The organism is Pantoea sp. V106_11 (genome assembly GCF_029967885.1).
Classification (GTDB): Bacteria; Pseudomonadota; Gammaproteobacteria; order Enterobacterales; family Enterobacteriaceae; genus Pantoea; species Pantoea ananatis.
Genome location: NZ_JASCAK010000030.1, coordinates 109335 through 134636, shown reverse-complemented (window position 1 = coordinate 134636; position 25302 = coordinate 109335). Strand labels below are relative to the sequence as shown.

Genomic DNA, 25302 nt, shown 5'->3' with positions numbered 1-25302 from the left:
TATGAATATCCGCCATTTTAATGCGCAAGTCGCGTTTTCCGATGCACCAGTTGCAGAGGATTTCAGCCAGTTGCACCAGTTGGGCTTTGAGGTTGTGGTTAATAATCGGCCTGATGAGGAAGAAGGCCCCTTTCTGCCTCATCAGCAGGAAAAGGCGCTGGCTGAGCAACTGGGCATGGACTACGTCTATATGCCCTTCACCTTTGACACACTGAGCTGGGAAGACGTTGAGGCTTTTCATCGTCGGGTTAAACGCGGTGCAAAAATCTTTGCACACTGTCGGAGTGGTGCGCGATCGCTTAGCCTGTTTTTACTGCATGAGTTACGCGAAGGCCGGATAGATGAGGCCGAATTTCGGGCTACCTGCCAACAGTTTGGTGCCGATGCCGATAAGCCCCTGGCCTGGTATGCAAACAGGCTGCGCCATCCGCCTCATGCAGAGGTGTACCATTTCTATGAACCCGAGAGCGGAAGCCTGCAATATGTGATTGCTGACGGACAAACCCGGCGCTGCGCCATCATCGATCCGGTGCTGGACTTTGATCGCCGCTCGGGAGCGGTATTCTGTCAGCAGGCCCAACGCATGCTGGATTTTATTCAGCAAAAAAACTGGCAGGTTGCGTGGGTTCTGGATACCCATCCTCATGCCGACCACTTCTCTGCCGCCGCCTGGCTGGCCGGGAAAACCGGTGCGCCTACCGGCATCGGTGAAAAGGTCACTGAGGTACAAAGGCTGTGGCAAACTCTCTATAACCTGCCCGGCCTGACGCCAGCTGAGAAAATCTGGGACACCTTATTCAGGGACGGCGAGGTGTTTTACATCGGCAATCTGCGGGGTGAAGTCATTTTATCTCCCGGCCACACGCTGGCGTCGGTGACCTATCACATCGCCGACTGTGCTTTTATCCACGACACGTTTTTTATGCCCGACAGCGGCACAGCGCGGGCTGATTTCCCCGGCGGCAGCGCTGCCGTATTATGGGACAGCCTGCAACGCATTCTGCAGTTACCTGACGATACACGTTTATTTACCGGTCATGATTATCGCCCTGACGGGCGCGACGTGCAGTTTGAAAGCACGGTACGTGAGCAGCGGGAAAACAATCCGTGGGTGGTTGATCAACATCAACAGGATTTTATTGCCCGGCGGCAGCAGCGTGATGCCACGCTCCCGCTGCCAGAACTCATGCTAATGGCCCTGCAGGTGAATATTCACGGCGGGCGGTTACCTGAACCCGAGAGCGATGGCGAGCGCTATCTGAAAATCCCGCTAAACCGCTTTTAACGCATGACGTAAGCACTGCACTGGGAAGGGTGGAGAATGCATATTGACCTGATTCATTTTACGCCACTGCAAAGCCTGGTGGGTGGGCTGCTGATTGGCGCGGCGGCGGGCATGCTGGTGCTGTTTTGTGGCCGCATAGCCGGTATCAGCGGCATTCTGGGCGGTCTGCTTAAACGCCGCTCATCAGACAAGCCCTGGCGGCTGGCCTTTATTGCGGGTCTGGTCCTGTCGCCGCTGGTGTTCCAGCTGTTCAGCGCCCTGCCCGCCATTGAAACTGAAGCGTCATGGGGACGTCTGGTACTCGCCGGCGTGCTGGTGGGATTGGGTGTTCGCCTGGGCTCGGGCTGCACCAGCGGTCACGGCGTATGTGGATTATCGCGGCTGTCACTGCGCTCACTGGTGGCGACGCTGGTCTTTATGTTAACCGCCATGCTGACCGTTGGCGTGATGGGCCACGGGTGAATATCAGGAGGAACAATGGCCGTTTTATTTTCTCTGCTTAGTGGGCTGTTATTTGGTACGGGCTTAATCGTCAGCGGCATGGCGAACCCGGCCAAGGTTCTGGGTTTTCTGAACATTACCCGCGCCTGGGATCCCTCTCTGGCGCTGGTGATGGGCGGCGCGATTACCGTCGGGCTGGTGGCCTTCTGGCTGGCCTCCCGACATGAGCGTCCGGTCTTTGGCGAAACCTTTCATCTGCCCGGCCAGCGCGCGCTGGATAAAAAACTGATCGCAGGGGCTATGCTGTTCGGGATTGGCTGGGGGCTGGCTGGCATCTGCCCCGGTCCGGCGCTGGTGCTGCTCGGCGGCGGAGTGCTTAAGGGCGCAGTGTTCCTGATCGCCATGCTGGCAGGCATGCTGCTCTTTGAGTGGCTCGACAGCCGCACCGCCTCACTTTCATCACGACGTTAAGAGACAGGGATTAATGAAAACGTTCAGGATACTGCTTTCCGCACTGCTGTTGAGCAGCACGACCCAGGCGGCTACGCTGCCCGCCCCCGTCCAGCAAATTGAAAAGCAGGGCGTGGAAATCATCAAACCCTTTAAGGCACCCGGCGGGGTTCAGGGCTGGCTGGGTCAATATCAGGGAACCGGCGTCACCATTTACCTGACGCCAGATGGTCAGCATGCGATTTCGGGCTATATGTATGACGCGCAGGGCAATAACCTCAGCGAAAAAATCATCAATGATGAAATTTATTTGCCCGCCGGACGCGCCATGTGGAAGCAACTGCAGGCCATGCCGGGCATCAAGGAGGGAAGCGCTGAAGCCCGCTGTCAGGTCGTGGTCTTTGCCGATCCGTTCTGCCCCTACTGCCGGACCTTCTGGCAGCAGGTGCAGCCGCTGGTACAAAATAACTCGCTCAGCATCAAAACCCAGCTTGTCGGCATTCTTAAGCCCGAGAGCGGACGCTACGCGTCTGCCATTCTCGCGGCGGCCGATCCTGCTCAAGCCTGGCAGGATTTCGAACGCTCGCAGGGTAAAAATAAGCCGGCCTTCCCGGACAGCACGCCGCGCGCGCTGTTTGATCAGATTCAGCATAACCAGGCACAGATGCAGGCGTTAGGGGCCAACGGCACGCCCGCTATCTACTACCTGAATCATGAACAAAAGCTGCAACAGATTGTTGGCCTGCCTGATAAACAGCAGATGGCCGATCTGGCCGCCTGTCGGTAAGCGGCGTTAACGCGCCAGAGATGAACGGTAGCGCAGCCTGGCGGGCAAGATAATCTGTTTGTCCGCCGGTTCCTGCCCCTGGATCATTTGGCTAATCACGGAAAAGCACTCCTGCGCCAGGCGCGGTACGTTCTGTTCTACGGTATCGATATGCAGTGACAGCGAATCATACAGGTAGTGATCGTCGAAACTGGCTATGTGAATATCACTCTCCAGCAGATGGTGCTGGCTCATATAGCGCAGCACCCCTTCCAGCAAACCGCAGGCGGCGGTAAACAGCGCCTTAGGTGGCCTGCCAAGACGGGCACACAGGGCCGCAAACATTTCATAGCCGCTGCTGGGATGGTAGTTGCCCTGAATAATCCATTCCGGCCGGGGACTTACCCCCGCCCGCTCCAGCCCCTGCATAAAGCCGGCCAGACGATCTTTGGTCGGCGACAGTCGTGGCTGCCCGCCCAGGAAATAGACCTCATCGGGATGAGCACGCGCCAGGCGCTCTACCAGCTCGGCGGTCGGCGTAATCGAATCGGTGATCACCAGCGGCAAACTGCTGTTATTCACGTGGCGGTCAAACAGCACGACCGGCAGCTGTTCACTCAGCTTCAGATAGTCGCTGTCGCTCTGCTGACTTGAGGCGACGATCAGGCCATCAACCTGACGCGAGACCAGGTTGTTAACCACCAGCGTTTCCTGGCTGGCATTTTCATCGGTACAGGAGATCAGCAGCTGTAGCCCGGCTTCACGGCAAAGGTTCTCTAGCGCGTGAGAGAAAACGGCGAAACCGTAGTTGGTGATCTCCGGCACCACCAGCCCTAACGTATGGCTGCGGTTTTCGCGCAGCAGACGGGCATGGATACTGGGCAGATAGTGGTGCTGTTGCGCAAGAGACATCACGCGTTCGCGCGTCTCTTCTGCCACGCGCAGCTCTTTACCGCGCCCGTTGAGCACCAGGCTGGCCGTGGCTTTTGACACCCCGGCCAGCGCAGCGATATCACTGATGGTCACGCGCTTTGTTTTTTTCACGTCGGTGCTTCGTTTAAGGAAACAAGGGCTTATTCTACCATGCAGGATCGTAACGACCAGTAGCAGGCAGTGACTTCTGCGCTGCCGCCCAGGCGTAAACGGGCAGGATGCTGCGGGAAGTAGCGACTACTCATCACGCCTTCGCCGTCATTGATAAAAATCTCGACGCTGGAGTGATCGCACAGAATATGCAGTTTGCGCGCGCTGCCGCACCAGTGACGATAAAGCCATTCGCCGTTTTCCAGACTGCGGCGTGCCAGACAAAGCGTCTCCTGATGCCAGCTCAGCCGGAGCGTATCGGCAAAGTCCAGCGTGATATCGCCGCCGGACGTCAGCACCAGCTCAAGACGTCGGGCCGCCATCTCCGGTGCGCCATCCGCAGGCCCGCGATAGCGTTGCTCGTCCAGCCGCAGCGCCTGCAGCTCGGCCACCGGCTGCTGATAAAGCCGCCCGTCCCGCTCGGTCAGCTCACGTATACAGGTCATCTGATGAATCCAGCCAAACGCCACGGTGGGCTGGCGCATTTCTTCGCCGTCCGGCACGCCCATCCAGCCCACCAGCAGCCTGCGCCCGTCCTGGGTTAACGTGGTTTGCGGGGCATAAAACTCAAAGCCGGCATCCAGTTCATTAAAGGCACCGTGCGAGTAATGCGCGTTCTCATAGTCGAGCGTACCGCTGAGCCATGCGCAGGGATGGGTATTCAGATAGCGCTTCTCTTCCCGGGGAATGCCCTGCGGGCAGCAGATCAGAAACGTCGAGGCTCCCAGGGTGAACATGTCAGGGCATTCCCACATATAGCCCGCCGCGCCTAATCCGCCCAGGCCACTTCCCGCTATTTCGCCCAGGTTCTCCCAGTGGCGCAGATCGCTGGCGCGCAGTAACAGGACTTTGCCCTGTAACTGCGCGTCCTGCGCGCCCAGCACCATGTACCAGTACCCGCCATGCCGCCAGACTTTGGGGTCACGGACATGACCGGTGTAGCCTTCAGGCAGCGGGATAACCGGCCCCAGCTTGTCGAATCCGCCCTCACCGTTCTGCACGGCCAGGCACTGCCAGGCGGTACGTGAGCCGTCCTCAAATTTAACATTCCCCGTGTAACACAGGGTTAGCTCGCCATTGTTGTCCACCGCACTGCCGGAATAGCATCCGCTGCGGTCATACTCTTCATCGGGCAACAGCGCGACCGGCTCGTGTTCCCAGTGCAGTAAATCCGCTGAACGCCAGTGGCCCCAGCATTTGTGCTTGTGCTCGCAGGCCAGGGCATTCCACTGATAGAACAGATGGTACTGTCCGTTGAAGTGGATAAAGCCATTGGGATCGTTAAGCAGCCCGGTAACTGGCGCCAGGTGCCAGCCCGGATAGTGGCTGTCCTCCCGCGCCCTGGGCTGGCCTTTCATTACCGCCTTAAGCATGGCGGGGAGCAGGTTTTTCAGGGCCATTATTCAGAATCCGTTTTGTACTTGAGCATGAAAGCGATGACAAAGGCGACACTAAAGGCGATCACCATACCAATAATATAATTCAGCAGCGAACTGGCCTGAACAATGGCCATGCCGGGTAAGCCAGTCAGCCCCACTGCGGTCATATAGACCTTAACGGAAACCACCCAGGCACCGCCGATGGCACCACCGATCAGTCCGGCAATAAACGGCTTCATAAAGCGCAGGTTGATACCAAAGATGGCGGCTTCGGTAATGCCCAGCAGGGCCGAAAAGGCTGAAGGCAAGGTAATGGCTTTGATTTTAGGATCCTTGGTTTTAAACCACACCGCCAGACAGGCACCGCCCTGCGCCACGTTGGCCATCGCCCAAATCGGCAACAGGAAATTGACGCCGATTGAAGGATTACCCAGCAAGCCCGCTTCAATGGCGTGGAAACTGTGATGCACGCCAGTAATCACGATAACGGAGTACAACCCGCCAAACAGTAATCCGGCCAGCCAGCCAGCATGAGCAATCAACGTGCTGAGCACGAAGGAGATGCCGTCACCCAAGGCACGCCCCGCTGGACCAATAATCAGCAGCGCCACAAAGCCAGAAATAATCACGGTCAGGAACGGCGTCAGAATCAGGTCGAGCGCGTCAGGGATGATGCGCCGTAACTGTTTTTCCAGCAGGCTCATAAACCACACGGCCAGCAACACCGGAAACACCGTGCCCTGGTAGCCGATCATCGCGACTTCTATCCCAAAGAAGTTCATGGTGTGGAACCCGGACGCCACGCCCCAGGCATTGGTCAGCGCCGGATGGGTCAGGATGCCGCCCAGCGTCGCCCCCAAAAACGGGTTACCGCCAAACTCACGTGCTGCCGTAAAGCCGATCAGGATCGGCAGAATAATAAACGCCGCCGAACTGCACATATCCAGCATGATATACAGGGCATTTTCCGGGTTCACCCAGCCATAAGTTTTGACCATGCCCAGCAGGCCCATGAGCAGGCCGGACGCGACAATGGCCGGAATAATCGGCACGAAAATATTCGAGAGCAAACGGGCGATGCGCTGGAAAGGATTGAGCTTGCGGGCCGCGATATCGGCGGCTTCAGATTTACTCGATTCACTGATCCCGGCTTCGGCGACAAAGGCGGCGTAGACTTTGTTGACCACCCCGGTGCCAAAAATCACCTGCAGCTGTCCGGCATTACGGAAACAGCCTTTTACCCCGTCGATTTTACCGATCGCGCTGGTATCCGCTTTGGCGTCATCGACCAGCACCAGCCTGAGCCGGGTCGCGCAGTGCGCCGCGCTGGCAATATTCTCTTTGCCCCCCAGCAACGGCAGTAATGCACGGGAGATTTGTACGAAATCCATAAAAAACCTCTGTTTTATCGTGTGATAGTGTCGGCCCGGCTGAAACGGCCCCGCAGGGCCGACTGATCAGAACCAGGTTTCCATTTGTACGCCGAAGTTCCACTCACCGCCCGCTTCAAAGCCGCTGCTGCCAAAGGCATCGCCGCGCGCGTAGTTATCCAGTCGGTGGTCCCAGTCCATCCAGGTGGCAAAAAGGCGAATTTCCGGACGTTTGAGGAAATCACCCACGTTGCTGGCCTTCAGCGTAGGCGCAACGGTCAGTTTGTAGAAATTACCGTTGACCGCACTACGCTGATTAAAGCCCTCTGGCCGCAGATCCATATACTGATAGGTAGCTTCGTACTGCATTTCAAAGTTCTCGGTCAGCCCCTGAATCAGGCGCATGTTGGCGGTGGCCCACTGATAGCTGTCGCCCTTGACGTAACGATCCTTACTGCTTTGCGCCAGCACCGCTGGGGCGATATGCCAGCCGCCGCCCAGCGGGGTAATCCCGTAGCTGGCCAGCCGCCAGGTATCGGCATCCGGTAACAGTGCCCCGTCTGAACCGATAGCTTTTACCTCTGCACCTAAGCCGTGACCGTACAGCACGGCCGTTTTCGCTGAACCCTCGCGCAGGCCATAGAAGCTGTCGTTATGCAGCCCCACCAGCGCATGTAACCCGGTGTTCGCGGCATCGCCCTTCACCTTCAGGCCGTTCACATCCAGCCGGTCGTCGTTATCTTTCGCCCGCATGCCGCTCAGCATCAGTTGGAATGGGCCGTAGAAGTTGTTAGCCGTGAGAATATAGTTCTGTGCGGTGTTGTCGTTGTTCTCGATATCGCCAAAGGTTCGTCCGTAAAGCGACAGATTGCTGTGAGCCTGATCGCTCCACTTCATGTCGTAAATACCTGCTCCGGTACCGGCGAGAAATACCACATCGGAGTCGATCCAGTGGATATCGAAATTATCCCGGTCAAAGCGTTTACCCGCCCAGACGGTCGTGTCTTTGAACGCGCCGGTAAAGGTCGGGAGCTGGCCCAGCTCGACAAAAGCCTGACGCAGATTGAGGTCGCTGCTGGATGCCGTCCAGTCGTTATAGGTGCGCTGGCCGTCGGCCAGCATCGCCTTGAAGCGGGTCGTTGCGCCGTTTTCCAGCGTTTGTTTATGTTCCAGATTCAGCTCTACATAGGTATCAGGTTCGTTACCTAAGCGGCCGACATGCCCGCCGGTTTCCCCGGCAGGCGTCACGGTCGGGCCGCCCTGAGTTTTGGTCGCCGAGCTGTTCATCAGTAGCCCGGAACGGGCATAGCCGTGAAATTCGAAGCCGTCTTCACTGCTCGCTTTCTGCTCCAGCTTCGCCGTGCGCTGTTCAACCTGCGTCGCGGTGGCCTGGCTTTTCTGCTGTGCGCGGGCAAGCTGCTGCGCCTGTTTTTCTGCGGCTTCTGCGCGATTCTCTGCCGCATTCGCCCGCTGCTCCGCGGCCTGTAACCGCTGCTCCAGTGCCGCCAGCCGTGCTTCAATACTGCTCATGCTTGGTTCTGCTGCCAGAACCGGCCCCGCGCTCAGTAGCAGCCCAACGGTTATGGCAAGTGCCTTTTTATTCATCGTTTTACATCCCAGAAAAGGTAAGGGTAGTGATGCTGTCTTTTGCTAAACCGGTTTAGTTTTCGGATGATATTCATCGATGTATTTTCAGGCAAAGTAATTTGCTAAACCGATTTTATGAATGTGAGACAGTTCGCAAAACGAAGCGGCGACGAGGCGAAAAAGAGGAATGACATGATGAAAAAAACGCGGTCGGCAAGCAGACAACCGGATGCGTCATGACGCCTGTCCGGTTGTCTTGAGGAAGGGATCAGGCAGCCTGACGACGTAACAGCGTCAGCGGTCCCGGCCCGCTCAGGGTGAAAACGGAGATCAACGTAAAGGCCATCGCAATAGAGCCCAGCACCAGATAGGCGCCATGGAAGCCAATACTTTCATACATGTTACCCGCCAGAACTGACATGAATATCATCGCTAACTGTTTGAAGAAGCAGAAGCACACCAGATAAATGGTGGCGGAGAAGCGCACTTCAAACTGGCTGGTGATGTATTTAAAGCAGCCGACAATCAGGAAAGGGATTTCAAACATGTGCAGCGTTTTAAGAATCACCACTTCCACTGCCGTGGTGGCAAAGGAGGAACCGATAATACGCACGGACATGATCATGCCTGCCAGCAGCAGGGCGTTCTTGCCGCCAATGCGGTTAACGATCAGCGGAGCAAAAAACATGATGGACGCGTTCAGTAATTCACCCAGGGTGGTTACATAGCCAAATACCCGCGTACCCTGTTCGCCTGTGGCAAAGAATGAGGTAAAGAAGTTAGCAAACTGCTGGTCGAACACGTCATAGGTACAGGACACGCCGACGACATACAGGGATAAAAACCACAGTTTTGGCTGCCTGAACAACTCCAGCGCCAGCTTCAGGCTGAACGCCGAGTGATTCGCTCCCACCGCCTGCGCAACCGTCGCGGATGACGATGTGCTGGTACGGGAGAAGAACAGCAGCAGCGCCAGAATCACGGCACAGCCCGACCCCAGCCAGAACACAAACTGGTTATTGATGGTGAACATGATCCCGACGATGGAGGCGCACAAGGCCCATCCTACACAGCCAAACATGCGCGCCCGGCCAAATTCAAAATTGCTGCGGCGGCTGACTTTCTCAATGTACGCTTCAATCGCGGGTGCCCCGGCGTTGTAGATAAAACCCAGGTAAATACCGCCAACAATCGAGCCCGCCAGAATATTCACCTGTAATAGCGGCCCAAAAACGTAAATAAAGAAAGGTGCGAACATCACCAGCATACCGGTGATAACCCACAGCAGGTGTTTGCGCAGGCCGAGCTTATCGGACAACAGGCCAAACAGCGGCTGAAACAGCAGAGAAAACAACGAAATACTGGCAAAAATAATGCCGGTATCCCCTTTGCTGATATGGTTAATATCATGCAACCAGATGGGGAAGAACGGGAAATAGGCACCCATGATGAAAAAGTAAAAGAAGAAGAAAAAACCAAACAGCCAAAAATTCGTGTTTTTTAAATAGTACATATTGGACGTCCTTACGCGAGAGTCAGGCAGGCGCGAGCCTGCCCGCTCATTATTTTTGTTGCCCCCAGATAAACTGGTAGCTGTAACGTCCTGCACTGAGCAGGAATTCCGGTGATACCGACGGGCTCCAGGAATCGTCACCGCCGACGCCCATGTGGAAGCCATCAATATTGAGCCACGTGCCCGCCTCAGGCCGTAACAGGTGGCGATGGCAGGTTTCCATCAGCTGTGTCTGGCTGTAGCGACTGATGTTGAACTGGAAATCGCCACGCCACTGGTGCGCACCATAGTTGAGTTCACGCGTGCCGCAGCGCAGGCCGTTTTCAGTGGGGAAAACATACGGAGTGTACATTTCACTCAGCGGTAAATCCCAGCGGTCGAAGCAGGCAGAGGTCAGGCGATCCGGGTAATTTTCATGCGGCCCCAGGCCTAACCAGTTCACTCGCTCGACGATCTGGGTGAGCTGACAGCTCATACCGATGCGTGCCGGATAAGGCGTGCCGCTCGCAATCTCCACGTTGACCGTCACCGCCATCTCGCCAAATCCATCAATACGGTACACTTTACGGCTAATAAACAGCGTTTTGCCCTGGAACTGCCAGGCATGGACGGTGTTGATCACGACGGCGTCGGAGAGCGCTTCGGCGGTGCACTGCAGGGTAGTGACCTCAGACTGATAGTGCCCCGCCGCTTTCCAGCGCTCGACCCAGGCATTAGGGTCGATGCGCGTGACTTCGCTGACGCCGATATCGTTATCCAGCGGCGCACGGGTAAACTGATCGCGCAGCGGCGACAGGAGCTGCGGCTGATCGTCGATCCAGTACTGCGTGAGCACGCCCTGCTGACGGCTGAATGCCCAGCGCTGGTTGTTCACCGCCACGCTGAAGGTGTCTTCGCCGCGGCTGAGCTGTGGCGCACTCGCCGCCTGAGGCGGCAGGGCCACATTCAGGATCGCCTCCAGTGGCCACTGCTGCCAGGCGCTGATATGACCGGCTTCTGACCAGGCCGTCGGCTGAGGCTGTTCCACCCGCACCGTCAGCCAGAGCTGGCCTGAAGATTGAGGCAGCGGCACCTCCGGGAGTGCGATCTGCTGGCGGCCCTGTGGCGCGATATCCAGCGTGACTTCACCGGCGGCCAGCAGGTTGCCATCCTGAGCCACCGACCAGTGCAGGATTTCATTATCACTGTGGCGGAACAGGTATTCGCTGGTCACTTCCAGCGTGCGCTCGCTGCCCGGTAGCAGCCTGAACTGGAAGAACTGCTGCGCATGGCGGGCTTCGTAGAGCGAGGGATGGGGCGTCCGGTCGGCAAAGACCAGCCCGTTCATGCAGAACTGGCGATCATTAGGCGTATCACCAAAGTCGCCACCGTAGGCAGCCCAGGGTTCGCCGTTATCGTCATATTTTATGAGCGACTGATCGACCCAGTCCCAGACAAAACCGCCCTGCAGGCGAGGATACTGACGAAATGCCTGCCAGTATTTTGCGTAGCCACCAAGGCTGTTTCCCATGGCATGAGCATATTCACAGAGAATAAGCGGACGCTGCTCGCCTGGCATAGACAGCCATTTTTTAATGGACCATTTCGGCACGGCCGGGAAAGGTTGATCCTCATCGACCCGCGCATACATCGGACAGATAATATCGGTCGCTGCGGTATTGGCCCCGCCACCTTCGTACTGGACCGGGCGGGAAGGATCTTCACTTTTCAGCCAGCGGTAGAGCGCATCATGGTTAGCACCGTGGCCCGATTCGTTACCCAGTGACCAGATAATAATGCAGGGGTGATTACGATCGCGCTGCACCATGCGCGTGACGCGCTGGCTCATGGCGGGAAGCCAGACGGGATCGTCGCTCAGGCGATTCATCGGCACCATGCCGTGCGTTTCGATGTTGGCTTCATCCACGACGTACAAGCCGTAGTGGTCACACAGGCTATACCACAGGGGATCGTTAGGGTAATGGGAGCAGCGCACCGCGTTGAAGTTATTCTGCTTCATCAGCAAAATATCCTGCACCATAGTGTCACGATCCATCACCTGACCGCGTTCAGGATGATGCTCGTGGCGGTTGGTGCCGCGGATGAGCAGTGGCTGACCGTTGAGCAGCAGCAGGCCATTTTCGATGCTGACGTGCCGGAATCCCACGTCGCAGGCCTCCGCCTCAATCAGCGTACCGTCCGTCCGGTGTAACTGCACAACCGCCCGGTAGAGATGCGGCGTTTCCGCACTCCACAGCGCAGGGTTAGCAACGTTGATGCATAGCGTTGTCCGATCGCTCCACGCGCCGCGCTCGTCAATAATCGCGCTGCCCAAGGGCGACGTCGCTTCTCCGGTTAGCGTGTCACCCGCGAAGAGCTGCACGCTGACCCGTAAATCGTCATCCAGTGCTCCGGCAACCCGCACCTCAGCTTCCAGCCGCGCACGACTGAAATCGTCATTGAAATGCGTACGAATGCGCAGATCGCGAAGATGGCTGGCAGGCTTATGCAGCAGGGAAACATCGCGGAAAATACCACTCATGCGCCACATATCCTGATCTTCCAGATAGCTGCCATCGCTCCAGCGCAACACCATCACCGCCAGGCGATTTTCACCTTCGCGCAGAAATTCGCTCAGATCAAATTCAGACGGCAAGCGGCTGTCCTGCCCGTAGCCCACCCAGCGTCCGTTGCACCAGAGATAGAAGGCTGAATTCACGCCGTCAAAAATAATTCGGGTTTGTCCATGTTGCAGCCAGTCTGCATCCACATTAAATGTGAGCGAATAACATCCCGTAGGATTTTCAGCCGGAACGCGCGGGGGATCAACCGGAATGGGATAGGTAACATTGGTGTAAATCGGAACATCATAGCCCTGCATTTGCCAGACTGACGGCACGGTAATCGTCGCTGCCGCCTGCAAATCCTGGGTGCGCCAGCTATCCGGCACCGCCTCGGGCGCAGGGAAAAAGGCAAACGTCCATTCGCCGCTCAGGCTTTTTCGCTGCGCCGATGGCGCGTTGTTATGGGCCGCCTCAGCGCTGCGCCAGCTGTAAAACGGCGGATGGGCTTCCAGCCGGTTATGTTCGCTGACGCCGGGGTTTTCCCAGTCGCGCCGGGCGAGTACGGCCGCTAATGAATCTCTGTCCAGGGTCATGGCAGTCTCCTGCATAAAATTGTTATCCGCTCACATTGAGATGACATTACGAGGCCGGAATGGGGATGTAAAGCAACGAAGGGCGAATGAGTGAACTGCCTCACAGCAAAGCGGGATCGGCAGTGAGATTTATGAGCGGGGTCGCTGTCTTGCCGGCCCCGGTCAGGATGCGCGAACGGGGAGCGCTGACAACGGGCAGATGGCCGCGGGAACAGATCAATGCGCGAAAAGGCTCGGCATGATGGGGCAACAGTAAAGCTTGCGTTGCGGTGACAGACAAAGCCCGACCACGCTTTATGCCGGCAGGCGGTTCACCCTGAGCGGCCGGGTCATCAGCGTGGACAGGGGCTGATCGCTCTGCCCGATCTGAGGTAACGGGCGCTGTCCCCTTTAGTGATGACAGGCCCGCTGGATGAGCGGCCGACCCCGTTCGGCGCTGCACCCGCTGACTGACCGGACACAGGCGAGGGTTGCCGGTCAGTGCGTCGTGGCGTTATCGGGATATTATCCTTCAATTTGGTGGCGATAAGGCAACGCGGTCATCGCCCCTTTTGCCGTCGTCGCCAGCGCCCCACACTGCTGTGCGCTGCTGAGTCGTGCCGCCAGCTCGGCCTCATTAGCGGGCATCCCCTTTTCCGCCAGCCCCCATAGCAGCCCGGCGACAAACGCATCCCCTGCGCCGGTGGTGTCCACGCTCACCACAGGCAGCGTGGGATAGTGATAATGTTTACCCTGATGCCAGACTTTCACTCCGGCCTTGCCCTGGGTGACCATCAGCAGGCTAATCGCAAAGCGTTCCGCCAGCGCCTGCATGCTGTCAGCGTGTTGCGCCCCCGGAGTCAGAAAAGCCAGCTCTTCCTCAGACAGCTTGACCACATCGGCCAGCTGTAACGCCCGGTTCACACAGTCCCGCAGTTGGGCATCGTCGTGCCACAGATCGTGACGAATATTGGGATCAAAGCTCACAAAGCCACCGGCATCGCTGATCTGCTGCATGGCAGAAAAGGTGGTGGAGCGCGAAGGTTCTGCCGCCAGGGCAATTGAGCAGCAGTGAAGCCATTCACCTTGCTCAAACCTGGGGAGATCGCCTTGTTCCAGAAACAGATCTGCACTGGGGCGCACCATAAAGGTAAAAGTCCGCTCACCTTCCTGATCCAGCGCCACCACCACCGTTGAGGTGCGCTGGGCGCTGTCCAGCGTCATATAGCGGGTATCAACCTGTTCAGTCGCCAGCGTGTGCTGCATAAAGTGACCAAAAGGATCGTCCCCAACCCGGCCAATAAACCCGCTGCGGCCCTGTAAGCGGGCAATGCCCACCGCCACATTGGCGGGCGCCCCGCCTGCACACTGTATTAAATGCCCCGGCCCGTCCGGAAGCAGGTCCACCACGGCATCACCCAGACACCAGACTCGTGCTGACATACCTCTCTCCTACGCAGATAAAGCTAAATTTTACTAAACCGTTTTAGCTTAGCATTGCTCAGGCGTCATAAATGTGATTTGTGTGGGGAAAATCTCTTCGCACTGGCGGTAAAGCTGTCTTGAGCGCTGTAGTAAAGCGATACAAAGTCACCGCCACCAGGGTTAAACCAGCGCGCTGGCAACTGCTACACTCGTGAAAACTCCAAACACAAAAAGGCGAACCTCATCATGTCTGAACAACACTATCAGCCCGCTAAAGTCTGGAAGTGGGACCCGGAAGCGAAAGGTAATGGTGCCAAAACTAACCGCCCTACCGCTGGCCCAACCCATGAAAAAGCCCTGCCGGTTGGTAAGCATCCGCTGCAGCTTTACTCTCTGGGCACGCCTAACGGCCAGAAAGTCACTATTCTGCTGGAAGAGTTGCTGGCGCTGAACGTGAACGATGCAGAGTACGATGCCTGGTTAATCAATATTGGTGAAGGCGATCAGTTCAGCAGCGGTTTTGTTGAGATCAACCCCAACTCCAAAATCCCGGCACTGTGCGATCATTCAGCCACACCACCGATTCGCGTATTTGAATCCGGTAACATCCTGCTCTATCTGGCGGAAAAATACGGTTATTTCCTGCCGAAAGATCCGGCCAAACGCACCGAAACGCTGAACTGGCTGTTCTGGCTGCAAGGCTCTGCCCCTTACCTTGGCGGCGGCTTTGGTCACTTCTATCATTACGCGCCAGAAAAGATTGAATACGCCATCAACCGCTTCTCACTGGAAGCCAAACGTCAGTTTGACGTGCTGGACCGTCAGCTTGCCGATAACCGTTATCTGGCGGGTGACGATTACACCATCGCCGATATCGCCACCTGGCCGTGGTACGGCAGCATGGTGCTGTATAACCAGTACAATGCGGCAGAATTCCTCGATCTTCAGTCCTACAAAAATGTGGTGCGCTGGGCCGAAGAGATCGCCCTGCGTCCGGCCGTTATGCGCGGCCGCAAGGTGAACCGTGTGATGGGCGAACCCGCCGATCAGCTGCGCGAGCGCCATGACGCATCGGACTTTGATACGCAAACCCAAGACAAGCAAGCCTGAGGAGAAAAACGTTGAGCGCTTACGTCGTATTTATTCGTGACAACACCCTGGATCAGGATGAAATGGTGACTTACGCCGATAAAGCCGGCAAAGCCCATGGCAACCATCCCATCAAGCCATTAGCCTTTTACGGCGATCTGGAAACCCTGGAAGGCCCCGAGGCGGAAGGTGTGGTGATTATTGAATTTCCGAGCACCGACGCCGCCCATGCCTGGTATGACAGCCCGGAATATCAGGAGGCGAAACAGCACCGCCTGAAGGGCGCGACTTATCGCGTATTGTTGGTAAAAGGCGTCGATTAATCGCTTTGCGGGCATGCCCGCCATTGCCCCGCAGTCCATCTGGCCTGCGGGGCACTCGCGCCCATCGACGCCGCTGATACGGTATCCTCGCGACCCGGGCAATAACGCCCGTGTTTTCTCCGCCAGAACCGCCTCATAACGGATTCTGCCTGCCTCGCCTAGCTAAAACGAAACAGTGAGATAGCCTGTTGTAGCGTGCTGGCCTGCTGACGCTGGTGCTGCGCCACCTGTAGCGTTTCGGTCACGTGTTTGACGTTATGATTCACGCTGTCATCAATACTGTTAATGCTGTGCTGAATCTGTTCGATGCTCTGATTTTGCTGCACGCTCATCTCCGACAGCTCGTTCACCAGCTGTGACAGGCTGTCGATACTGACGTGAATCGCCTGCATGGTCTGGGCGGCCTGATCAACCTGCGCGGTGCCCTGCTCGGCGCTGGAACTGGACACATCCATGAGCTGGCGAATCTCACGGGCGGCATTTTCACACCGCAATGCCAGGCTGCGCACTTCGTTGGCCACCACGGCAAAACCCCGGCCTTCCTGACCCGCGCGGGCGGCTTCTACTGAGGCATTCAGGGACAAAATCGTCGTCTGGAAAGCAATGCCGTCAATCAGTTCAAGAATGGTTTTAACCCGGCCAGACTCCACGTTAATCTGCGCCATGGAGGCCATCGCCCGCTGAATATTCTGTTGACCTTTATTCGCTACCTGGCGGGTTTCATGAGCCAGATCGCAGGCCGTTTGCGCCTTATCCTTCGCCTGACTGGCGGCAACGCTGATTTGTGACATCGCGGTGGTCGCCACCTCCAGCGCCTGAGCCTGTTCATCGGTGCGCTGCGACAGGGCGGCGTTACGCGACAGCATGCTGTCGGCCTCCTGCAGCAGTTCAGCGACGCCGTGGCTGACCTGGTTCAACGTACCGCGCATCGTGCTCAGCGTCTGGCTAAAGGTTTTGGCGAATGGCGTTTCACTCTGTTGATTTTCCACCGACAGCGTCAGGCAACCTGGTTCACGGTTGATGCGGGCAGCCAGTTGCGCGACCTCACTTGAAGCGCGGAGATCGGCGGCCATCTGCCGGGCGATAAGCACCAGCATCGCGGTCTGTACCACCACAAACAGCGCGTGGAAAAGCACCATATCCAGACCGGGATGGTGAAAGACCACGATGCCAAACAGATCGTGTTCCTGCAGATAGTTAAACAGGAGATGATGAACGGCGCCTGTCGCGGCGGCCACCAGCAAGGGTCGGCTGTCGCGATAGACCAGCAATACCGACAGCAAGACAAACACCGAAAAGTGGAACTCGGTTTCGCCCTGGCCCAGTTGAATCAGCAAACCCGCAAAGCCGATGAGCGTGAAGGCCAGCCATAAGCGCGAAAATAACGTGCCGTTTGCCAGCCATCCCACCAGCGTGGCGACCAGTGCCAGCCCGGTGCCGACCGTTATCGCCAGCCAGGTTGACTGGTACAGGCTTCCGACGATGGCTGAAATCACCACCATGATCCAACACAGCATGACAATCAGCCTGTCTGCCTGTTTTGCAATACGTTGAGGGGAAACGCCATCCCCGGAGCGTGTTAAATCTGTATTCATCGCCAGGCATCCACCAGAGGTTAAACCGCGCCTCAGACCAGAGGCGTGCTCACAGTCGATCTACGCAACGGGCGCAGACACATAAGATCGGTATCGACGCTGCCGGAAAATACTTTAATAGTGATAATGATTTACAGAAAAGTTGCGTGGGACATCACAGATGAGTTAACGCGCTATCGCTTTGAAGCCTTTCCTGTAGAAAGGTCACAAACGCCATGAGGCGCGAGGGCTGCTGTCGCTGCGCCTGCCAGACTGCGAAGATATCGCCGTCCGGTGACCGCCATTCGGGCAACACATGCCGCAGCTCCCCGGCTGCAATGCTGTGTTTTGCATCCCACCAGGAGCGCAGCAGGATGCCATGACCATCCAGCGCCATGCGCATCGCCACCTCGCCATCGTTCGTGACCAGGTTCCCGCGGACTTTCTGACTCAGGCTCTCCGCATCGCCGACAAAACGCCACAGGGCGAAATCGCTGTCATGCTGCCTCAGTAAAATGCAGTTATGCTGCGCCAGCGCCCGGATGCTGTCCGGCAACCCGTGTTTGGCGGCGTAGGCGGGCGAGCAGCAAAGTACACGCGGGTTGTGCACCAGTTTCCGGGCGACCAGCCGTGAGTCTGGCGGTTCGCCGACGCGAATGTCGATGTCCACATGGGCATCAAGAAAATTCAGCGGCTGACTGCTGAGCTGCAGGGAAAGCGCCAGATGAGGATGCAGGGCAGCAAAGGCAGACACGCAGGGCGCGATATGGCGGCGGCCAAAACCAAACGAGGCATTAATATTCAGCGTGCCGCGCAGCTCGGCCGTTTCCCCGCTCACCGCGTCTTCCAGCGCCACCAACTGCTCCAGCAACGGGCGAGCCCCTTCCAGGTATCGACGACCTTCGGGCGTCAGTTCCAGCTTGCGCGTGGTGCGGCGCAGCAACTGAACCCCCAGCCGCTGCTCCAGCAGGCTCAGGCGTTTGCTGACGGCCGCCAGAGAAAGCCCCAGCGCCCGCGCGGCCGCCGTCAGGCTGCCCAATGACGCCACGCGCAGGAAAAACGCCAGATCGTCACTTGACGTCCGAGATTCTCTACTTTGATTCAACATGGGATTAACTTTAAGGCCAATTGTTTACCTCAGGTGGAGAGTTATACTGCGCTAACGCCCGGTGATAAATCAAGCTGCATCAAGACAGCATACGGAAACCTGACCGACTCACCCTACCAACCTCAGAGGTGCCCAGTGACAGAGAAGATCCATCGTATTGCCGTGATTCCCGGCGACGGCATTGGCAAAGAAGTGATGCCAGAAGGCGTGCGCGTGATGAACGTGGCGGCAGAGAAGTTCAACATTCCATTGCGCTGGGAGTGGTTCGATTATGCCAGCGCAGAATACTGGCAACAGCATGGCAAAATGCTGCCGGACGACTGGTTTGCTGAGCTTAAAACGTTCGATGCGATTTATTTTGGCGCGGTTGGCTGGCCTGATGTGGTGCCGGATCATGTTTCGCTCTGGGGATCGCTGTTGCAGTTTCGCCGTGAGTTTGATCAGTACGTGAACCTGCGTCCGGTACGCCTGATGCCCGGCGTGAAAGCACCGTTAGCCAACCGTAAGCCGGGCGATATCGATTTCTACGTGGTGCGGGAAAACACCGAAGGCGAGTATTCCAGCGTGGGCGGCACCATGTTCCCCGGCACCGAGCGGGAGGTGGTCATTCAGGAAACGGTCATGACCCGCGTGGGCGTCGATCGCATTCTGAAGTTTGCCTTCGAACTGGCCCAGCGTCGGCCCAAAAAACACCTGACCTCTGCCACTAAATCAAACGGTATCGCGATTACCATGCCCTACTGGGATAACCGCGTTCAGGCGATGGGTGAGCACTATCCCGAGATCAATGTGGATAAATATCATATTGATATTCTTACCGCCAATTTTGTGTTGCATCCCGACTGGTTTGATGTGGTGGTTGCCAGCAATTTGTTTGGCGATATCCTGTCGGATCTCGGCCCTGCCTGCACCGGCACCATTGGCATCGCGCCGTCTGCCAATATCAATCCGGAAGGCAAATTCCCCAGCTTGTTTGAACCGGTGCACGGCTCGGCGCCCGATATCGCCGGTAAAAATATCGCCAACCCGATCGGCCAGATTTGGTGTGGTGCCATGATGCTGGAGCATCTCGGCTACAAGGAAGCCGGTGATGCCGTGCTGAACGCCATTGAGCGTACCCTGGCCGCCGGTGAACATTTAACCCGCGACCTGGGCGGCAGCGCGGATACGCAGCAGTTGGGTGCCGCTATCGCGGCGGCGCTGTAACTTAGTCTGCCAGCAGTACAACGCTGTCCGGATGCCAGCCTGACGGCAGCGGCTCAGGCCGCTGAATCGTCAGGTTGTTCAATTGCAGGTTCTCAACGCCGCGCGCAAACAGTCCCGGCAGCCCACCGGGATAGCGCTCAACGCCGTAAGCCTCGCCAGTGGTTTTATCCAGCCGGTAAGCATTATCCAGCCCCATCCCGGTGGGGGAATCGGGATTACAGGGCGGCCGCACATCGTACTGCCCCTGCACGCCCTGCGCGACAGTTTGCCGCAGATGGAGTTGATTGAGTGAAATATCACGGATCCAGCCTGGCTGGGCAGCATGCAGGTTGATCGCGCCCTCTGCCACACCGCTGAGCTGACTGAACTGGACTTGCTCCACGATCCCCGGCAGCACCGCCGGATCACGGGTCCGTACGGAGATAAAAATGGGATCGGCTTTGCCCCAGTGGCAGGCGGCAACATGATGGCAGCTAAAGGCGATCGTGCTGAAGAGGACGCGCCGTATCGCCCCACCATCCCGTGACACAATGCCGATGCCGCGGTTGGAATCGAACAGGGTGCAGCCTGAAACGGTAATGTCTTCAATATCGTCCCAGGTTTCAGTGCCGATCTTCAAGGCGCAGCTGTCGCTGCGCAGCAGGCAGTTGCTCACCGCGATTCGTCGCGCCGGACGACGCAGGCCAGCGGGCTTGAAGGTGGTTTTGATGCAAATCGCATCATCTGCCGCGCTGAAATAGCTGTTGCTGATAAAAACCGCCTCGCAGCTGTCAATGTCCAGTGCGTCGGTGTTGGGCAGCGTCATGGCGTTATCAATGGTCAGACGTTCGATATGCACATGGCGGCAGCTTACAAGGTGCACCGTCCACATCGGTGCGCGGATCAGGCTGATGTCCTGCAACCTGACCTGCCCGCAATCCTCAAACACGATCATGCGTGGCCTGTCTGCTTTTGGGACCCGGTAGCCCTGTTCGTCAGGCTCCGCCGCAAACCACGCTTCGGCGTCTCCCTCAATATGGCCCTGACCAGTAATTGTCAGGTTACGCTGCCCCAGCGCATACAGCAGGACGTTATGCGATTTCTCGGCACAGCTCAGCGCTTTCCACTGTTGGTAGTCCGCCAGTTGTCGGCTGGCAACCAGCACTGCGCCGGCTTCAAGGTGCAGCTCAAAATCGGAAGGAAGGTTCAGGCAGCCGCTGCGATAACGCCCCGGCGGCAGCGTAAGTCGCCCGCCGCCCGCCGCCGCAATCTGGTCAATCGCCTGTTGCAGGATGCGTGTATCAGGGGTTTCGCCGTCTGCGACGGGATGAAAATCGCCAAGGGAAAGATGCATCGTCCGGCCTTAGTGAATGAGAGATGAACCGGTGCGCTTACTTCACCGCACCTTCCGTTACGCCGCTGATAAACTTGCGCTGGAAAAACAGGAAAACCACGATAAGCGGCATGATAACGATCATCGCGCCAGCCATCAGCACCGGGATATCAATGGTGTTCTTATTCTGGAAAAACATCATGCCAATGGGCAAGGTTCGCAGCTCATCTTTGTTGACCAAAATCAACGGAATAAGGAATTCGTTCCACGTCCAGATAAACAACAGCAGGGCCAGCGTGGAGATCGTGGGCCAGATGGCCGGAACTAAAATCCCCCACAGGATTTTAATGCGAGGCGCGCCATCCATCACCGCCGCCTCGACTAACTCTTTAGGCACCTGCTGGAAAGCGCTGGCAATCATCAGGGTAGTAAACGGCAGCGACAGCGCAACCTGCGGCAGAATCAGGGCCAGATAGGTGTTGGTCAGCCCCATCCAGTGCAGTTCATGATAGAGCGGAATAATAAAGGCTTCACTCGGCAGCACCATGCCCAGCGCCAGCATGGCCGCCACCACTTTCTTGCCCGGAATTTTCAGTAAGGCAAAGCCAAATCCGGCCAGAATACCCAGTAAAATACTGCTCAGCACCACCGGAAACACCACCAGCACCGAGTTCATAAAGTAAACGTTAAAGTGTCCCTGCTGCCAGGCGGTGATGTAGTTTTTGACATTCAGTGAGGCGGGTAAATGAAACACGCCCTGAAACAGCTCCATCTGCGTTTTAAACGAGGTCATCAACGCCATTAAAAACGGCATGATGGTCATCAGCGCCACAATCCAGATCAGCGCACGAGAAATGATCGGTGTGCTTTTCATCAGTAACGTTCCTTCAATGCCAGATGGATCAGGTAGTTAAGCCCTAACACAATGACCATACTGAATACGGCAACCGATGAGGCATAGCCGAAGTAATGCAGATCAAAGCCCTGCTTGTACATAAAGATATTGGTCACCATGGTGGAGGTGCCAGGGCCGCCCTGCGTCATTACGTACACCAAATCGAACGCCTTCAGACTGGCGATGACCGTCAGCAACAGCGCGATGCGCAGCTCCGGACGCAGTCCCGGCAGCGTAATGCGCATAAACTTCTGGCGGCGCGAGGAGCCATCCAGGTCCGCCGCTTCAAGCAGGGACGGATCCATTCTCTGCAGTCCCGCCATAAACAGCACCAGACAGAAACCAAAAAAGTACCAGGTGGCGACCATGCCGACGGCCGGCAGAGCCCAGGTAAAATCCCCGAGCCAGGACATCGCCAACTGCGGCAATCCGATGGCGCGCAGGACCTGATCGATGGGGCCAAAGGCCGGGTTGTACAGCCAGCGCCACACTACGCCGAGAACCGCCATCGGCATGATATAAGGCAGAAAGAACAGGATGCGCAGTACGCTGCGCTCGGTGTTGTTTCGGGTTTCATACAGAAAGCTGCACAGCAGCAGCCCCACGCCAATCGGCAGGAGAGTATAAAACAGCATCAGAATGGCGTTATTGCCAAGGGCAATCCAGAAGACCGGATCGCTGAACATACGCAGGTAGTTACTGATGCCCGCGAAAACTGGCCGCGAGGTGCCATCCCACTCGGTAAAGCTGATTCCCAACGACGCGAGCAGCGGTAACAGCAGAAACAGGCCATAAACCAGGACTGCGGGAAGAAGATAGAGAAAATTACGCCAACTGCTTTGATTCAACATAACCGTACTCGTCGTAGTCAGAGCGACATTCAGGCCCGGCAGGTTCGCTGCCGGGCAACCGGCTTAGTGTTTCAGGGTTTTCATGTAACGCTGATAGTTGTTATCGAAGTTAATCACCATCTGCTCAGCCGTCTGTCGGCCCGCCAGCAGCAGCTGAACGTTTTGATTCAGTTCGGCGTTCATGGTCGGGGTTGCCCAGTCGACATAATGGCCCAGACCGTCGTAGGCATTCAGGTTCAGCCACACCTGCCAGGCTTCGCCTAACAGCGGATTATCCGCCGGGATTTTTGCGTCTTTATTGGTACTGGCCGGCAGGAAGCCAACGTTCAGCCAGCGGTTTGCCATGCTGTCCGACACCATATAGTTAATAAATTTGGCGGCGGCATCCTGCTGGGCTTTGGTTTTCGCCATGCTGGTCATCGAGAAGGCCAAATCGGTTCCGCCGACCATCAACGGCTGCTTCACGCCGTCACCGGCTGGCATACCGGCGAAGTGAATATCTTTGTTGTCTTTAAACTGGCCCAGATACCAGGTTCCGCTCACCAGGAACGCAGACTGACCGTTCTGGAATAACGTGGCGGCATCATCATGACCAATGCCCTGATAGCCTGGGAACAGATAACCTTTGTCCGCCCAGCCTTTCATCATGGTGGCCGCTTTTTTCAGCTTGTCATCTTTGAACGTGCCGCCCACGTCGTAAATCAAATCATCCAGTTTTTTGCGGTCGCTGCTTTCAATTTGCGCTTCCCACAGCGTACTGAGTAACTGCTGCCCCATGTTGCCGTCTAATAAACCCAGCATCATTGGCGGCGTGCCCTGCTGCTTGAGTTTTGCCATTGCGGCGTCAAGCTCGCTCAGGGTTTTCGGTACCGCAATACCGGCCTTATCCAGCAGCGCCTTGTTGTAATAGAGGCCAACCATTTCACCGAGGCTGGCCACGCCGTACAGCTTGCCGCTGCCAAACTGGCCGCTGTCAGACCAGCGGTTACGCTTGAGAATGGAGTCCGGGAATTTTTGGGTCCAGCCGTATTCGGCCGCATAGCTATCCAGCGGCAGCAGCAGTTTGTCTTTGACCAGCGATCCCATATCGCCGCCGCCCTGATTCACCTGGGCAATCTGCGGACCTTCACCTGCGGTCAGGGCCAACTTAAGAGGAATGCGCGTGTCTTCAAAGGAGTGCACGGACCGGTTGATAACGATACCGGGGTTTTGCTGGGAAAAGTCTTTAATACCTTCATCGACGGCCGCCGTTTGCTGAGGATAACTGTAGATATCCCATTCATTCAGGGTAACGGTGCTGTCGGCATGCGCAACGCTGCCCATCAGCAAGCCCGCCGCCAACAGGCTACGAACCGAAGTGCGAAAACGGAACGAACGAACTGAGGAATCAGACATCATGCTCACTTTCTCCAATACAGGATGGGCATCCTTTCTTCACAGGGTCTGCAATCCCGCAGACTGTCGCCGCATAAATCACCTTCTCACTCATAGTTACTTTAATAAAAAAATAAAGTCAAACATCCCACCGTGGGAATTGCCAGGTTGTGAGCCTGCGCAAAAAAACACGCTGACAGGGCAACGCTCAGCATAAGCGGAGAGAAATCCGTACAAATCTGGCGCGTTATCGGTGTCCGTTCGCCGCCGGCCAGCACGATAAACCAGCCTCAAAATGGCGTAATAACTTGCTGATAAAAAATATGAAAATCATATGACGCTCACATTTTTAACTTTTTATTTCCTCTGACGATTGCCGCCAGCCGGTTCACCGCCTGCGACAGAAGCCCACAGGGACTGGCCTGGTCAGCTAATAAGATCCGAGCGGAGGCGAGTTCAGGATAGTGGGGCAATTATTCCATCTTGAAAACTAAGTCAGCTTTCATTACCGTGAGGTTGTTCAACTACTGACCTGTGAGAGATGACGATGGCGAATCAAGGTGTCATTCGTCCGGCCACCGAGTCGGACTATTCAGCGCTTTACCGCATCTGTCTGGAAACCGCCAATGCCGGTAAGGATGCCCGTAACCACTATTCCGATCCCGAGTATCCCGGACAGCGCTTTGCGGTGCCCTACGCCCGCTTTGCACCGGATTTTGCCTTTGTGCTGGACCTGGAAGGCGAAGTGATGGGCTATGTTGTCGCTACGCCCGATACCCGTGCCTTTGAAGCGCAGCTTGAGCAGCACTGGTGGCCTCAGCTTCAGGAAAAATACCGTGACCGCACGGCCAGCGCCCCCTATGACAGCAAAATTCTCGACAGCATCCGTCAGCCTGAACGTGCCGATGCGCAGCTGGTGACACAGTGGCCCGCGCATTTACATATCAATCTGCTGCCGCCGGTGCAGCAAGGCGGCTGGGGCCGCAGAATGATTGCACAGGAACTGGCTGCGCTACGCCAGGCCGGTGTGAAAGGCGTTCACCTTGGCGTCAGCCTGCAAAATGAACAGGTGTGCGCGTTCTATGAACGCATGGGATTCAGCCACATCCTGCGCAGCAACGCCATATATATGGGCCAGTTACTTTAAGTGAGAGAG

General features: G+C 56.8%; 21 protein-coding genes. 8 read left to right on the top strand and 13 right to left on the bottom strand.

The genetic code is table 11. From position 1 onward, the window contains the following. Window position 1 precedes the first annotated feature (1 nt). The 4 genes from blh to dsbG are packed head-to-tail and all read left to right on the top strand — an operon-like array spanning window position 2 to window position 2963. Window positions 2–1285 carry a bifunctional sulfur transferase/dioxygenase Blh gene (gene blh, locus QLG08_RS14375; RefSeq protein ID WP_105080425.1) on the top strand — a complete coding sequence of 428 codons (1284 nt, stop codon included), beginning with the start codon at window positions 2–4 and terminating at the stop codon, window positions 1283–1285. Between the two features lie 36 nt (window positions 1286–1321). Further along, window positions 1322–1747, top strand: a complete 426-nt coding sequence (locus QLG08_RS14370; RefSeq protein WP_072137749.1) for a YeeE/YedE family protein — start codon at window positions 1322–1324, stop codon at window positions 1745–1747. Window positions 1748–1762: 15 nt separating this feature from the next. After that, complete coding sequence (locus tag QLG08_RS14365; RefSeq protein WP_105080424.1) at window positions 1763–2197, top strand: DUF6691 family protein; 435 nt, start codon at window positions 1763–1765, stop codon at window positions 2195–2197. A 13-nt stretch (window positions 2198–2210) separates the two neighbouring features. Further along, on the top strand, window positions 2211–2963 hold the full coding sequence (dsbG, locus tag QLG08_RS14360; RefSeq protein WP_013024237.1) for a thiol:disulfide interchange protein DsbG: 753 nt from the start codon (window positions 2211–2213) through the stop codon (window positions 2961–2963). A gap of 6 nt (window positions 2964–2969) precedes the next feature. Here the strand turns inward: dsbG and QLG08_RS14355 are convergent, their stop codons facing one another. From QLG08_RS14355 to QLG08_RS14325, 7 genes are all read right to left on the bottom strand, one after another. Beyond that, window positions 2970–3986: a substrate-binding domain-containing protein gene (locus QLG08_RS14355; RefSeq protein ID WP_014606898.1), complete on the bottom strand. Its 1017-nt coding sequence runs from the start codon at window positions 3984–3986 to the stop codon at window positions 2970–2972. A 29-nt stretch (window positions 3987–4015) separates the two neighbouring features. Next, window positions 4016–5425, bottom strand: a complete 1410-nt coding sequence (locus QLG08_RS14350) for a sucrose-6-phosphate hydrolase (RefSeq protein ID WP_238493279.1) — start codon at window positions 5423–5425, stop codon at window positions 4016–4018. Beyond that, on the bottom strand, window positions 5425–6795 hold the full coding sequence (locus tag QLG08_RS14345) for a sucrose-specific PTS transporter subunit IIBC (protein WP_029569383.1): 1371 nt from the start codon (window positions 6793–6795) through the stop codon (window positions 5425–5427). The genes QLG08_RS14350 and QLG08_RS14345 overlap by 1 nt, the downstream gene beginning before the upstream one ends. Before the next feature lie 66 nt (window positions 6796–6861). Then, entirely contained in the window at window positions 6862–8379 is a 1518-nt protein-coding gene (locus QLG08_RS14340) for a carbohydrate porin (protein ID WP_145032991.1), read from the bottom strand. A 250-nt stretch (window positions 8380–8629) separates the two neighbouring features. After that, entirely contained in the window at window positions 8630–9874 is a 1245-nt protein-coding gene (locus QLG08_RS14335) for an MFS transporter (RefSeq protein ID WP_014606902.1), read from the bottom strand. A 49-nt stretch (window positions 9875–9923) separates the two neighbouring features. Then, window positions 9924–13010: a beta-galactosidase gene (locus QLG08_RS14330; RefSeq protein WP_028715943.1), complete on the bottom strand. Its 3087-nt coding sequence runs from the start codon at window positions 13008–13010 to the stop codon at window positions 9924–9926. 504 nt (window positions 13011–13514) lie between these two features. Further along, window positions 13515–14432, bottom strand: coding sequence for an aminoimidazole riboside kinase (locus QLG08_RS14325; protein WP_013024230.1), 918 nt, complete (start codon window positions 14430–14432; stop codon window positions 13515–13517). 228 nt (window positions 14433–14660) lie between these two features. Between QLG08_RS14325 and yghU the strand changes: the two genes are divergently transcribed. Both yghU and QLG08_RS14315 read left to right on the top strand, forming a co-directional pair. Continuing rightward, window positions 14661–15524, top strand: a complete 864-nt coding sequence (gene yghU, locus QLG08_RS14320) for a glutathione-dependent disulfide-bond oxidoreductase (RefSeq protein ID WP_013024229.1) — start codon at window positions 14661–14663, stop codon at window positions 15522–15524. An 11-nt stretch (window positions 15525–15535) separates the two neighbouring features. Next, entirely contained in the window at window positions 15536–15826 is a 291-nt protein-coding gene (locus QLG08_RS14315; RefSeq protein WP_013024228.1) for a DUF1330 domain-containing protein, read from the top strand. A gap of 158 nt (window positions 15827–15984) precedes the next feature. Here the strand turns inward: QLG08_RS14315 and QLG08_RS14310 are convergent, their stop codons facing one another. Both QLG08_RS14310 and QLG08_RS14305 read right to left on the bottom strand, forming a co-directional pair. Further along, complete coding sequence (locus QLG08_RS14310; RefSeq protein WP_013024227.1) at window positions 15985–17421, bottom strand: methyl-accepting chemotaxis protein; 1437 nt, start codon at window positions 17419–17421, stop codon at window positions 15985–15987. A 154-nt stretch (window positions 17422–17575) separates the two neighbouring features. Further along, the gene (locus tag QLG08_RS14305) at window positions 17576–18508 is read right to left on the bottom strand and encodes a LysR family transcriptional regulator (RefSeq protein ID WP_013024226.1); all 933 of its coding nucleotides are present in this window, start codon (window positions 18506–18508) and stop codon (window positions 17576–17578) included. Between the two features lie 135 nt (window positions 18509–18643). On the opposite strand from QLG08_RS14305, the gene QLG08_RS14300 reads away from it, so the two are divergent. Continuing rightward, window positions 18644–19714, top strand: a complete 1071-nt coding sequence (locus QLG08_RS14300; protein ID WP_282472981.1) for a tartrate dehydrogenase — start codon at window positions 18644–18646, stop codon at window positions 19712–19714. A gap of 1 nt (window position 19715) precedes the next feature. Here QLG08_RS14300 and QLG08_RS14295 read toward each other — a convergent pair whose 3' ends face one another. From QLG08_RS14295 to QLG08_RS14280, 4 genes are all read right to left on the bottom strand, one after another. Then, the gene (locus tag QLG08_RS14295; RefSeq protein ID WP_282472980.1) at window positions 19716–21047 is read right to left on the bottom strand and encodes a glycosyl hydrolase family 28 protein; all 1332 of its coding nucleotides are present in this window, start codon (window positions 21045–21047) and stop codon (window positions 19716–19718) included. A gap of 37 nt (window positions 21048–21084) precedes the next feature. Next, window positions 21085–21900: a carbohydrate ABC transporter permease gene (locus QLG08_RS14290; protein WP_014595099.1), complete on the bottom strand. Its 816-nt coding sequence runs from the start codon at window positions 21898–21900 to the stop codon at window positions 21085–21087. Continuing rightward, a complete protein-coding gene (locus tag QLG08_RS14285; protein WP_013024220.1) occupies window positions 21900–22772 on the bottom strand; it encodes a sugar ABC transporter permease in 873 nt (290 codons plus the stop codon). The genes QLG08_RS14290 and QLG08_RS14285 overlap by 1 nt, the downstream gene beginning before the upstream one ends. 63 nt (window positions 22773–22835) lie before the next feature. Beyond that, a complete protein-coding gene (locus tag QLG08_RS14280) occupies window positions 22836–24167 on the bottom strand; it encodes an extracellular solute-binding protein (protein ID WP_033766291.1) in 1332 nt (443 codons plus the stop codon). A gap of 526 nt (window positions 24168–24693) precedes the next feature. Here QLG08_RS14280 and QLG08_RS14275 point away from each other — a divergent pair. After that, complete coding sequence (locus tag QLG08_RS14275) at window positions 24694–25293, top strand: GNAT family N-acetyltransferase (RefSeq protein ID WP_028715939.1); 600 nt, start codon at window positions 24694–24696, stop codon at window positions 25291–25293. The last annotated feature ends 9 nt before the right edge of the window (window positions 25294–25302 follow it).